At 45.0% G+C, this 11,948-nt stretch carries 14 protein-coding genes; 3 read left to right on the top strand and 11 right to left on the bottom strand.

The annotated features are described in order from the left end of the window. Window positions 1–511 precede the first annotated feature (511 nt). The 6 genes from NDK19_RS16760 to NDK19_RS16735 all read right to left on the bottom strand — a co-directional run bounded on the left by NDK19_RS16760 (window position 512) and on the right by NDK19_RS16735 (window position 6,212). Window positions 512–1,402: a toprim domain-containing protein gene (locus NDK19_RS16760; protein WP_250633066.1), complete on the bottom strand. Its 891-nt coding sequence runs from the start codon at window positions 1,400–1,402 to the stop codon at window positions 512–514. A gap of 354 nt (window positions 1,403–1,756) precedes the next feature. After that, window positions 1,757–2,968: a DUF5906 domain-containing protein gene (locus tag NDK19_RS16755; protein ID WP_250633065.1), complete on the bottom strand. Its 1,212-nt coding sequence runs from the start codon at window positions 2,966–2,968 to the stop codon at window positions 1,757–1,759. A gap of 162 nt (window positions 2,969–3,130) precedes the next feature. Further along, a complete protein-coding gene (locus tag NDK19_RS16750) occupies window positions 3,131–3,415 on the bottom strand; it encodes a hypothetical protein (RefSeq protein ID WP_250633064.1) in 285 nt (94 codons plus the stop codon). Between the two features lie 274 nt (window positions 3,416–3,689). Continuing rightward, window positions 3,690–4,820 carry a hypothetical protein gene (locus tag NDK19_RS16745; RefSeq protein WP_250633063.1) on the bottom strand — a complete coding sequence of 377 codons (1,131 nt, stop codon included), beginning with the start codon at window positions 4,818–4,820 and terminating at the stop codon, window positions 3,690–3,692. Continuing rightward, a complete protein-coding gene (locus NDK19_RS16740) occupies window positions 4,804–6,051 on the bottom strand; it encodes a site-specific integrase (RefSeq protein ID WP_250633062.1) in 1,248 nt (415 codons plus the stop codon). Before NDK19_RS16740 ends, NDK19_RS16745 begins: the two co-directional genes overlap by 17 nt. Continuing rightward, the gene (locus tag NDK19_RS16735; protein ID WP_250633061.1) at window positions 6,048–6,212 is read right to left on the bottom strand and encodes a hypothetical protein; all 165 of its coding nucleotides are present in this window, start codon (window positions 6,210–6,212) and stop codon (window positions 6,048–6,050) included. The genes NDK19_RS16740 and NDK19_RS16735 overlap by 4 nt, the downstream gene beginning before the upstream one ends. 98 nt (window positions 6,213–6,310) lie before the next feature. Here NDK19_RS16735 and NDK19_RS16730 point away from each other — a divergent pair, with 98 nt between their 5' ends. Then, window positions 6,311–7,024: a helix-turn-helix domain-containing protein gene (locus NDK19_RS16730; protein ID WP_250633060.1), complete on the top strand. Its 714-nt coding sequence runs from the start codon at window positions 6,311–6,313 to the stop codon at window positions 7,022–7,024. Window positions 7,025–7,077: 53 nt separating this feature from the next. Here NDK19_RS16730 and NDK19_RS16725 read toward each other — a convergent pair whose 3' ends face one another. Both NDK19_RS16725 and NDK19_RS16720 read right to left on the bottom strand, forming a co-directional pair. Then, window positions 7,078–7,305: a hypothetical protein gene (locus tag NDK19_RS16725; RefSeq protein ID WP_250633059.1), complete on the bottom strand. Its 228-nt coding sequence runs from the start codon at window positions 7,303–7,305 to the stop codon at window positions 7,078–7,080. Between the two features lie 14 nt (window positions 7,306–7,319). Further along, on the bottom strand, window positions 7,320–7,685 hold the full coding sequence (locus NDK19_RS16720; protein ID WP_250633058.1) for a hypothetical protein: 366 nt from the start codon (window positions 7,683–7,685) through the stop codon (window positions 7,320–7,322). Between the two features lie 209 nt (window positions 7,686–7,894). Between NDK19_RS16720 and NDK19_RS16715 the strand changes: the two genes are divergently transcribed. Together NDK19_RS16715 and NDK19_RS16710 are read left to right on the top strand one after the other, a co-directional pair. Next, on the top strand, window positions 7,895–9,022 hold the full coding sequence (locus NDK19_RS16715) for an ImmA/IrrE family metallo-endopeptidase (RefSeq protein ID WP_250633057.1): 1,128 nt from the start codon (window positions 7,895–7,897) through the stop codon (window positions 9,020–9,022). Between the two features lie 6 nt (window positions 9,023–9,028). Continuing rightward, window positions 9,029–9,535, top strand: coding sequence for a DUF4411 family protein (locus tag NDK19_RS16710; protein ID WP_250633056.1), 507 nt, complete (start codon window positions 9,029–9,031; stop codon window positions 9,533–9,535). Window positions 9,536–9,671: 136 nt separating this feature from the next. On the opposite strand, the gene NDK19_RS16705 is transcribed toward NDK19_RS16710, so the two are convergent. The 3 genes from NDK19_RS16705 to NDK19_RS16695 all read right to left on the bottom strand — a co-directional run bounded on the left by NDK19_RS16705 (window position 9,672) and on the right by NDK19_RS16695 (window position 11,494). Further along, a complete protein-coding gene (locus NDK19_RS16705; RefSeq protein WP_250633055.1) occupies window positions 9,672–9,854 on the bottom strand; it encodes a hypothetical protein in 183 nt (60 codons plus the stop codon). 233 nt (window positions 9,855–10,087) lie between these two features. Then, the gene (locus NDK19_RS16700) at window positions 10,088–10,261 is read right to left on the bottom strand and encodes a hypothetical protein (protein WP_250633054.1); all 174 of its coding nucleotides are present in this window, start codon (window positions 10,259–10,261) and stop codon (window positions 10,088–10,090) included. 555 nt (window positions 10,262–10,816) lie between these two features. Further along, the gene (locus NDK19_RS16695; protein ID WP_250633053.1) at window positions 10,817–11,494 is read right to left on the bottom strand and encodes a hypothetical protein; all 678 of its coding nucleotides are present in this window, start codon (window positions 11,492–11,494) and stop codon (window positions 10,817–10,819) included. Window positions 11,495–11,948 lie beyond the last annotated feature (454 nt).

Genomic DNA, 11,948 nt, shown 5'->3' with positions numbered 1-11,948 from the left:
TCCTCTTCTGGGCACTTTCGCACTAAAAACCCGCTTAGAAGCATCTCTAAGCGGGTTTTTTGTTGGCAGAAAAAGGGACACCAAACGGAAAAGGGAAACATGCCATTTTCTTGTTCAAGTGGTATAGGTGTTTTGCACGTTTTTTCTTGGCTGCATTGGCTGCAAGGCATTTTTTGGCTTCTAATACTTTGTAAATCAATTAGTTAAGTGCAGCCAACTTTTAAAAATGACTTTGGCTGCACTTGGCTGCACTTTGGCTGCAATTTTTGTTAAGTGTCTGTAAATCAGGTTGTTGATTGCAGCCGACTTTTTTTAGACTTTGGCTGCACTTGGCTGCAAAACAAAAAAGGGAAAAGCTGTAACAATTAGTGCCCTGTTTATTGGTCTGGCAGGGCGTAAAAAATCCTTATTCGGGATGCGTTTTCAAATCGGGACACACTTTTTACCAACACAAAAAGCCGTTTGCAATGCGCTGCAAACGGCTTTTATATGCCTGCGGTTGGCGGTGGTCTTACCTCGTTCTTATCAGCTGGTCGTTTACGTCTTTTGCGTCGGGATGGGTAATTACTTTGCTGCGGATGTCCTGCGCTTGCGGTAAGATGCTTTGCAACTGTTGGGTTGCTTCATTGCCTGCCTTGTCGCGGTCTAAGCACAAATAAACCCTGTCATACTTTGCAAGTGTGGGGGCTGCTGCTGTGCTGTTTGATACGCTGTTTAATACTACCGCATCGCTTTTCATGCGGCTGCTGTTGTGCATTTGCAAGTATGAAAGAAAATCAAAGAAGCCTTCAAAAACGATACAGTTTTTGCCTTCTGTGCCGTGTACGGTGCTAATTGCTTTGCTACCGATGCAACCTTTATACCCTTTGCCGTTGTTGCCCGTGCCGTTGCGCCATTCGTAGCCGCTCTTGTCGTTGCGGAATGTGATTGCAAAAAAGTTGCTGCCTTTGTTGGTTTGAAAATAGCCTTCGCCAAGTTGCGGCACTGTGAGCCGTACCAACTGCGGGTTAATGCCTCTGCTTTCCATGTATTGCAATAGGGCGCGGTTTTCAAGGGCTTTTACTTTTTTAAGGCTGATGCTTTGCGTCGGGTCTGCGGGTGTAAACTGTTCCCGTATGGGTGTAAACTGTCCTTGTGCGGCTAATAATCTGCTGACGGCTTCTTTGAAGCTGCAACCCTCTAACTTCATTACAAGGCTGATAATGTCGCTGCTCTTTTCGGTTGTTCCAAAGTCTTGGTATCGGTTGGAATTGAGGTAAACGCAAAATGAGGGGGTACGCTCGGCACGGAATGGCGAATAGAAAAACGCTTTTCCTGCCGTTGTTCTTTCCGGCTGTATGCCCTTAGCGGCTAAATAGTCCGTTATCGGGTAGGCTCTGGCGGCGGTTATTTCGGGGTTCATTTTTGTTTTTTAGGTTTTGTACTTTAAAAAGAAAACAGGCATATAATAAAAATTCTAAGAACTTGAAAAACATGCTTGACTTGCTTGACAATTCGCCTAAGTGTTTGATATTCAATATTTTAACTGTCAATTTTGAAGTCAATAATTGTCAATCAACTGTCAAGTTAAAATTTCGCTTGATTCAAAATTGTCAATCTTGATTTTATGCTTGATTCTTGATTGATAGATTATTGACTCTTGATTGACATCATAAAATACTGTAAATCAGTGTATTAAGTCAAAATTTAGCAAATTGTCAAGCAAGTTTTCGGATTTTTGAAAAAAAATGTTATGCTTGCAGAGTATCGGCACTTTTTAGGCAGTCTTGTTTTTGTACTTTTCAAATAATGACCGATTGAATGAAAAGAAAAATCCCTTCTTTGTTATGCTGCCTAACAAGATTTCGCCGTTTTGTCCGTCCATCCAGTAGTAATGCTTGTAGGTACTGTTTTTTGACTGCAAGCCCCATTTTTCGCGGATTACCTTGCTGATTTGATTGCGGTGCGCTCTGATGTTTGATTCGGATTTGAGCAACTCAATCAAATCCTTTTCGGCAAATTGGATTTCGTCTAACCCGAATTCGTCTAACTTTTCACTGATGATAATTTCAAGTTCTTTTTCAAGCGTGTTGCGGCTTTCGACTTTTACCCGTTCAAGCGCTTCCGTCCAAATTTGCGCCTGTGTGAACCACATTCTGCCTTGCTTTTCGGTGGTTAGCTTCCATTGTGTCAGGTAGTGCAAAAACGCTGGTATTTCGGGTATTAATTTTTCGTCCAAAAAGTTGGGGTCTTCCTGTTCCATTTGCGGGACTTTGCGCACCCAGTAGCGGGTTTCTTCGTCGTCTATCTTGACAAAGTCGGCTTCGTTGTTGGTGCAAAGCACAATAACGCCATGAAATTCTACTTGTTCGCGGTCTTTGCCTTTGGCTTCGCTTACGATAGTGCGGGCGGTGGAAAGGGCTTTGAGGGTTTCGGTTGTCGCTTTCTTTTCAAGGAAAGTTTCATCTATAGCAATAATGCGTTTGTAAACCCATTCGCTGTTAAATTGGCTTTCAAAGTCTTTGGAACGGCAAATACTCATGTTTCCGTTATAGATTGCTTTGAGCCAATTAAGGAATGTGGTTTTGCCCGTGTTGCGCTCGCGGCTAACCAGAGAAAGAACGGGTAATTTTTGGATAGGCTTTTCCAAAAGTAACTTCATGTAATCTATGCCTAACTCGTAGTGTTCGCCAAAAATGTGGCGCATGAACCGCAAAGAGTTTGAGCAATCGCCGGGGGCGGGCTTATGGTGAAACGGCTCGTATAAATTGTAAAATTCGCCTATCGTTTGTCGGTAATCCAGATGCCCAGGTATGCAAACAAAATCAATGTACTTGGGAATTTTCTTCAAAATGTCCTTGTCTGTTTCATCGTCTTTGATGTTAGACTTTGACCAAGCAATCATTTTTGTGATAGTATCGCCTGATGCGAGCGGCTTTTTTGCGATTAGGTAGTACTGTGTGCCTACACGGATGTAGTGTCTTTTCATAAAATTGAGATTTTAAAAATTTGATAATCAGTTAATTACTGTCCTTTTTTTATCCCAATGAAAAGCCCTACATTTGTGCAGTAATCTTATTGTGAGGCTTTTCATTTTGTGAGGCTTTTCATTGGGAATTTTGAAAAACGGCGGTTACCCCCTGCCGTTTTTTTATTTTTCAGGCATTCGCTCTTTCATCAGGGTTTCAACTTCGGCTTTGTTGTACCATGTGCTGCGGTTGAAATTGACGGGCGTTAGCTTGCCTTCCTTTTGCAGTTTGTAGCGTTTCCATCGGCTTACGGCTAAAATTTGTTCTACTTCGGTGTAATGCAGTAAGCGCGTACCGATGGCACTAATGGCGGGCGTGTCGGGTGCGGGTGTTATGGTAATGGTGCGACTTTCAAAGTCTGCAATAACCTTTCTGCCGATAATCGGGCTGCAAGTTGCTTGTTTCATATTGGTACGTTTTGGCAAAGTTTGACAGCCTTTGTCTTTAAAAAAAGGACAAGGGTTTCCCTTTCCCGTTGAGCCGTTAAGCTGCGGGCGGTTAAAAAGTAAAAGTCAGGTTAGGTTTGTAACTACGCTTGTTTTTTGGGGGTGCGGATACAACAGCGGTTACTATTCAGAGTTGCGCATTTCAACAGCAAATTACTAAGTATTTTGCTCCCTGTGCTTGTAAATAGGCTTTGATTTTGAAAAGTCGGGCGGTTCTGCTCATGGCTCTGCGGGCTTAAAACAAATCCAACTGCTTTTTACTTTTTGGCTTAAACTCTTTGCCGGTGCGGGCTTCCCATGCGGCTATTTTACACTCTGTTTTGCAGTACTTGTGCCACGTGGTGCGCTTGGTAAACGGGTTGCCGCAATGTTCACAAGTGCCTTGCTGCCAACCTTTGGGTACTGTACGCATTGCGTTGTTACTCATTGCGTCGGGGGCGGGTTCTTCCTGCGGCTGCTGTTTGGGCTGCTGCCATGCGAATTGAAAGCCTATCGGGTTTGCCTTGCGGGGGCGGTCGGTTGTGTAGGGGTTTATCTGCTGCGGGTCGGGTGCGAATGCTTGCGCATTACGGGCGGTCGGGGTTGCCGTACCTGTGGCGGCTTCGGCTTCTACGGCTACACGCTTGCGGAAAAACCAAACGAACAAGGTGGCGGCAATAAACAGCACTTCAAAACCCGCAAAGCCGTACCGATAAGCTGCGGCGTTGGTTTCGTTTTTTTCCCGTGCCTGTTGCTTTTCGGCTTGTTCGGCTTCGGTTTCGGCTTGCAACTGTTTTTCTTTTTGCAGCAAAAGGGCTTTATCTGCCTTTGGTAGCCACGTTTGACCTTTCCAAGTGTTGCGGGCGGTTATGGCTTTTATTTCTTCCCTAATGGCGTTTTTACGGGCTTCAAAGCGGCTTTCTACTGCCAACTCTGCGCTGTGGTCGGTGGCAAGCTCTGCACCGCCTGCGATGCTGGCGTATATGGAAACAACCGATACAATTAGGGCGGGTATGAGGATACCGAAATCGGTTTTTGCGCCTGTCAGCCTGAAAAGGTCGGCAAAGAACGCATTAAACAGGTAGTACTTGGCGGCTTCCAAAATCAGCAAGATGCAAACCGTTGCGGCTATCAGGTAGTAACCCGTTAGCTTCACGGCTGCCAAAGCTGCAAAGAAACTGTAACTTGAAACTGCACTTGCCACTTGGCAGACAAAAGCCAAAATCACACAAAAGAAAAACAAACCTTTGCGGCTTTCGTAGTAGGGGCGGGCGGATAGCTGCGTTACGGCTGCTATTTCAAACTGTCTTTTTGAAAAGATGCTAAGGGCATTAACTTTGCCTTGATTCGCGTAATGTTCTGCGATTTCGTTAATTTTGTTTTCCATGTCTTTCTAAATTAAGCGTTTGGAGGGCTGGATTTGAAGCGTCGGCAGTTCCTGTGCCGGCGCTTTTTTGTTTGATAAGTTCTTGTTTGATTTTGTGGCGGTTGATGCGGGCGTAATATTGCCGTGTAACTTCGGGGCTGTGGTGTCCTATCATGCGGCTTACCGACTCGTAACTGAACCCGCTATTGAGCCAATAGGTGGCGGCGGTTTTCCTGCCTGTGTGGGTGCTAATGGGCTTATTAATGCCGCAAATTTGGGCTATCCATTTCAGGAAATAATTCATCTTCTGATTAGTGATTTGCGGCAATCGGTTGCCGTACTTTTCCAGTATCTGGCGGGCTTCGGGTATGGCATACAAGGGTACTTCCTGCGCGTTGCCTGTTTTGGCGCGGGGTATGTGTAACCAAGTGTTGCCTTCTTCGTCGGTTACTAAGTGGCGGGCTGCGTCAAATCGTTGCGTATCGGCATAGGCTAAACCCGTGTAGCACTGAAAAAGAAAAACATCTGCGGCGCGCTGCATCTGTACCGAATGCGGCACAAAGTCGGTGGCGGCTATGCGCTGCACTTCGGGGCGGGTCAAATAAACGGGCGGTTCGCCTTGCGGTACACGTACTTTAAAGTGCAACATTGGCGAATGTGCGATAATACCTTTTTTGATTGCCAACTGTGCGGCTTGCTTGGCTTGCACAAAGAATTTGCGAACATAGGCGGGTTTGTAGTTCCGTTGCTGCAAATAGTCCTGAAAACGGTTGCAAAACGGAATATCTGCCTTTTTGATGGGCAAATCGCGGCGGTTTTCGCTTGCAAAAAACTCTTGCAATACCGTGCGGGTGCGGTGGTAGCGTTCCAGCGTTCGGGCTGCAATTTTACCTTTTGAGGCTTCTAATTCCTTTCGGTCTATTACTTCATCGTACAATTCCATCAGTCCGACGTTTTGGGCGGTGGTGTCCCAAAGTGCCAGAAAGTCGGTTAGTGAGGGCTGGGCTTCGGTGCTGCTGTTTACGGCTTCTGCATAAATGCGCATGGCTTTGTTTTTCAGGGCTAAAAGCGGGGCGTTGGCGGCTTTGTCGCTGCCTGCAAATCGCTGTTCGTGCTGCTGCCAGTTGGCAGCTTCGCCTGTAATGCCTGTGGCAATTTCTTTGCGCTGTCCGCTAATGGTAATGCGCAAACAGATGCGGGCGCGGCTCTTGCGCCTGCCGGGTCGGTTGATAAACAAGACGTTAAAACTCATTTTTCTTCTGGTTTTTTGTCCTTGCTGTCGTTGCTGCGGGTGTCGCGTTCTATCAGGCTTTCAATGTAACCGTTAAACTTCTGCCTGTTGGCGGCTGCCTTTTCCTTGCCTTTGGCGTGAAGTCCTGCGTCAATCCGTAATGAAATAACTTTCTTGCTCATATTGATACTTTTTTAGTATGCAAATATATACTTTTTGTAATCAAATTGATATGCAATAGAAGAAAAAAAAATAAACCTTTGCATATCAAAAATGATACATGGATATATCGGAAGCTATTAGGGCAATCAGGACTTCAAAGGGTATTAAGCAATATGAAGTAGCGGACATACTCGGTATTGAGAGACCTAATTACGTCCGATTGGAAAAGCGTGGCGATAAGCTGACCGTAGAACAGTTAAAGCGCATTGCGGCGGCGTTGGGGGTAACGATAGACGATATTTTGCACTACGGGGAAAAGCGGTTAGATACTGAACAGGTGCAAGCGTTGGAAGCCGAAATACAGGAGTACAAAGCGGCTTTGAAAGTCTATCGGGACAGGGTAAATATCGTGTTTGATTATTTGAATCAGGAATATTTCAGGGAAACGGTAAAGCCGTTGTTGCAAAGCGATTTTTTAGACCATGCGGGGCGGGTAAGCAACTTGCAGGCTTGCAAAGCGGTATTTCTGCGGCTAACGGCAAGTGTATTTTACAAACTCATTACACGGGCGTTTGTCAATATTTTTCCACAAGGCAAAATCAGTGCTACGGCGTTGTATTACCTGCTGATGTATTTAGTAGCGGATGACTTAATCACTGCGGATTTTCTGAAAAGCATAGCGGCAGATTTGGGCGGTGGGCTTTGGGAAATTACGCCTGAAAAACAAAAAGAGATGTTGGAGGAATTTATGCCACAGGTAGAAACTGAAACGGCAGATTTTACACGGCTGCAACTGCTGGAAGGGGTACACTTCAATAAAAAAACCGCCTGACAAGGTCGGGCGGCTTTATTTCTTCTTCCAATTCAACATGAACAAAATCCAAATCATCCTATCCGAAACAGGCTTTTGATGCGCTGCTTCAACTGCCAAAACCATACACGGAACAAGAAAAAATCAAGGGGCTTGATGTTGGCAACCAGATTGCGGAGCATGGCGTTTTCGGTGCGGAGTTGTTGGAGTTCTTGGCGTACTTCCCACAAAACGGCGGCGGTGTGTTCCGGTACTTGGAACTGCTCGGCAATCTGTCGGACTTGTTCGGGTGTCGGTTTCATGTCAAACAAAAAAGTTACTTTCTGATAAAGGGGTTTCTATCGGCTTGCTTGTTGGCTTTCCGTATCCAATTGGGTAAAAACGGGTTGTCGTCTTCGTCGTACTCGTCGGGTTCATAGCCTTTTTGTTTTTCGGGCTGTTCTGCCGGTTGGTTAGTCTTTACGGTTGGCAGTCCTTCGGCTGCAAGTCGGGCGTTTGCTTTTGCAAGCTGCGTTTGCAGGTCTGTAACTTTGGCGCGTAAGCCGTCTAACTCTTGCTTTAAGGCGGCATAAAACTGCTGCTCTTCTGCGGAGAGATTGTGCTCCTTTGTGAGCTGCGTAAGGGTGGGGGCTGTCGGCTGTTGCCTTTGCTGGGGCAAATTGAGCCATTTTTTTAAATCCATATGATTGGCATTATTTGGTTTTGGGTGCAATTTGTTGGCAATTAGTGGACAAAAAAAGGACAGGGGTATTAGTGTAATTTTTACACTAATAAAGAAAGTCAAAGAAAACAAAGAAGCTGCGAGCTGTAAGGGCTTGCGGCTTCTTTTGTCGGGTGTTATTTCTGCCTGAAAAAAGAAAAAATCAGGGGGCAAATATTTACCTTTGAACAATGGCAGTAAGGGTAAACATACAGGCAAACATACTGAACTGGGCTATTCAGCGGGCGGGTTACAATGTGCCGGAGTTTGTGGCAAACAACCCGACTATTGAAAAATGGCTCACGGGAGAAAAGCAACCGACTGTTAAGCAACTGGAAGAATTTTCTCGCAAAGTTCACCTGCCTTTCGGCTACCTGTTTTTAAATGAGCCTCCCAAAGAAAAGCTGCCGATTCCTTTTTTTCGCAGCAATGGCAACCGAACAGATGCCGTTAGTCTGAATGTGTATGATACTGTTTTGTTGCTGCAACAACGGCAAGACTGGTTAAAAAACTATCTGAAAGACAACGGATTTGAGCCGTTGCCTTTCGTAGGTAAGTTCCGTGATAGTACCGATGTCAAAGCGATTGCAGCCGATATCAGGCAGACGCTCGGTCTTGCTGATGACTGGGCAAGTGCTTACAAAACATGGCAGGAAGCAAAGGACTTTTTGACGCTGAAAATTGAGGATAAAGGCATTATCACAACCTTTAACGGGGTTGTAGAAAATAACACCCATAGGGCTATTCCTGTGGACGAATGCAGGGGCTTTGTACTGGTAGATGAATACGCGCCGTTTATGTTTGTCAATAGTGCCGACTGGAAAGCTGCGCAGATGTTTACCATTGTGCACGAACTGGCACACATCTGGACGGGGCAAAGTGCGGGTTTTGACTTTCGGCAGTTGCAACCGGCTAATGACCCTGTGGAGTTGCTTTGTGATCGTGTGGCTGCGGAGTTCCTTGTACCTGAAACGGCCTTTAATGAAATCTGGCATCAGCACAAAGATTACAAAGCCGTAGCGCGTTACTTCAAAGTAAGCGAAATAGTAGCGGCTCGGCGGGCGTTGGATACGGGCAAAATCAGCCGTGCGGATTTTTTCGGTTTCTATAATGCCTATGCCAGCAGGGAGCAAAGCAAAAAAGATAATCAAAGCTCCGGCGGTGATTTCTATGCTACTGCCGGAAAACGTGTAAGCCTTACTTTTATGAGCCACATCAGGAACGCGCTTAAATCCGGTCAGTTGCTCTATCGGGATGCCTGCAAGCTGACGGGCTTTAAGGGCGATACATTTGAGCAGTTTTTATCCAAGAAAATGTAAACCGGTATGCAGGTATATGTTTTAGACAGCAACTTTTTCATTCAGGCATACCGGATTTATTATCCTCCTGATGTGGCAGTTAATTTTTGGCTCAAAATCAGGGAGCTTGCTTCACAAGGAAGAATCATCAGCATTGATAAGGTAAGAGATGAATTATATCAAGGAAATGATGCTTTGAAAGATTGGTGTAAAAACAATTTACCGACTGATTTTTTTAGGGCTACGGATGTGCCCGAAGTGCTGGCGGCTTATCGGAGTGTAATAGGATGGGCTATCTCACGCAATAGCCACTACGTGCCGAATGCAATTAATGAATTTTTGGAAGCAACAGAGGCAGACGCTTTTTTAACTGCCTATTGTCTTGCTGCTGCTGATAGTCGGATATTGGTTACACAGGAAATAAGCGAACCAAACCGCAAAAACAAGGTAAAAATCCCTGATGCCTGTAATGCTGTTGGGGTTTCGTATGTTGATACTATCACCATGTTTAGGCAGTTGGGGGCAACGTTTTAGCCTGTTTTATTTGCGTGGCTTCCTTTTAGGTTTCTCTGTCTGACGACTTCTAAAACTTGCATATCCCTGCTCAAATTTGTTGCGTTTCGGTGTACCTATTGCGCCGTATCGTTCCTCTATAAACTCGTCAAGGGTTTTAATGTCCTGCTTCATGGTTCTCAATCAAAGGAAATAAAGTTAGTGCTTTTTCTCTTGTCGGGCTGGTGTCGGTCGGCTCTGCCTGCGGATTACTGCGGACTGACAAAGCAAATTGCCTGCGGGCTGTCTTCCCATTGCTGCCTGTGCTGGTCTGGTCGGGCTGGAGTCTTAGTGCAGCCAAAGTGCAGCCAATGCAGCCAAGTGCAGCCAAAGTCATTTTTAAAAGTTGGCTGCACTTAACTAATTGATTTACAAAGTATTAGAAGCCAAAAAATGCCTTGCAGCCAATGCAGCCAACTTTTTTTTTCAAAAAGTGGTATACCCCTTTTTTTCAAGCAATAAAGCATCGCTACAAAACCAAAAAAACCGCCTGCAAACGGTCTGCGGGCGGTTTTACGGCAATCTTTTCTTTTTTCAGGCTGCAAGTTTAGAGGCTTCGGGTGCGGTCGGCTTTTCCTGTGCCTGCGTTCGGATGGCATTTGTCAAGGCAATTTCAACGCTTTGCAAAGTAGCGTTAATAACTGCGGGTTCGTTGGTCTGTAAAGCTGCGCATATCAGCGCATAAAGGGCGGTTTCTTCGGGTGTCATAAGGCTTCAAACTATACGGAAATTTAGGCTAAAAATGGCAATGTCTCGGTTTTGCAAAAAATCAGGCAGTTAAAAATCTGATTATCAGATTTTTAACTGTCTTTTGATTTTTTGCATGGTGTGCAAATGCACACGTAACCCGCCCCGACGCTATCGGCACAAGGAAATTTCCACATGTTTTTTTGTGTAATATGATTGGGGGTTATGGAACAGAAACGGCTGTAAACCGCTGGAAATTTCCAATAATGGGCTTTTACGGTTTGTAAGTTTTTGCCTGAAAAAGAAAAACCAAATGATTCCAAATTGTCAATCTTGATTTCAAGATTGATTCTTGATTGATAGATAATTGATTCTTGATTGACATCATAAAATACTGTAAATCAGTGTTTTAAGTTAAAATTTGCCCAATTGTCAAGCAAGTTTTCGGATTTTTAGAAAAAAAATTATGCTTGCAGAGTAAAGGCTTTGGGGCTGCCCTGCGGGTGGTGTACCAACAAAAAAGGCTGCAACCCTGCGGCTGCAACCTTTCAAATTCCTGCTTATGCTGTTGGCTCTTTATGCGGCTCGGCGGTCGTCATGCAGCATTTGCGCACGTATTGCCCTACCGTATGGCTGGTGTGAAATCGGCTTAATTACCCACTTTTCGGGCGGGTTGGCTTTGGTGTTTTCAAAGTAGGTATTTGCAAAGCTGTGAACAACATCCCGAAACCTCAAATCATGCTTATTTAGCCGTATGAGTAAGGCGTGTAACTCCTGCACGATTTTTATATACTCATATTCTCCTGCTGTTTTGGCGTACATGGTTGCATCTTCTTCGGCTAACTGTTCCCAATTATCGGCTAAGATAAATTTACCGTCTTGGGTCAAAACTGCGTCTTGTTTCAGTTGGTAAAAGTGATACGGGTTTTGCTTTTCAAAATTGGCAAATCGTTTAGCTTCTTCTTTTGCCTGCTCAAAGAGTTTGCACTCGTGCCAAACGGTGCTTTTTTCTAAGGCTTCTTGGGTAAAATCAGGGTACTTTTCGCGCATTTCTCGGATAAATGCTTTGTAGCCGGCTGCCTGTGCTTCGTCTATCCGTTCGGGTTTTTGCAAGCAATACGGCGCGTCTTCGGGTGCGATACCTGCGGCAATAATGGCGTTTAGTGCTTCCACATAGCGGCGCAAAAAACTGCGTGCAGCCTCTTTCCTTTTTTCATCTACTCGGTAGGCTACGGGCTGGAAATTCTCGGTCATTTTTGATAGGGTTTAGGTGTTGTAAAATTTTGTCCGTAATCATGCCTACCGGCTGCGGCTCTTGTGCTGCTGCGGTTCTTCTCATGCGGCTTTTGATGGCTTTGAGGGCTTTCCGCGTAATGACAGATATATGCTTAACGGTTGGCATTGATTTGAACTTTGCACAAATTTGGCGGGATGGCTTAACGCAAAAAAGGACAGGCATTAATCAGTAACAATATACTGAAAATCAGGCACTTGATAAAAAAATGACTTTAACGGATGTATAAAAGGGGCGCAAATCGGAAAAGGGCTATCACTTAGGGGCGTTTTGGAAGGCTTTTTTTGTTTTTTAGGCACTATTGTAAAGGCTGTAAAGGAAGCAAAAAAGGGCTACAACAAAGTAGTTTTGTCGGCATGTGTTTGACTGTCAATTACATAAGTCTTTATTGGTTAGTCCTCTTCTGGGCACTTT

The organism is Rhodoflexus caldus, from assembly GCF_021206925.1.
In the GTDB taxonomy this organism is placed as follows: Bacteria; Bacteroidota; Bacteroidia; order Cytophagales; family Thermoflexibacteraceae; genus Rhodoflexus; species Rhodoflexus caldus.
This window is presented reverse-complemented; position numbering and strand designations above follow the sequence as displayed.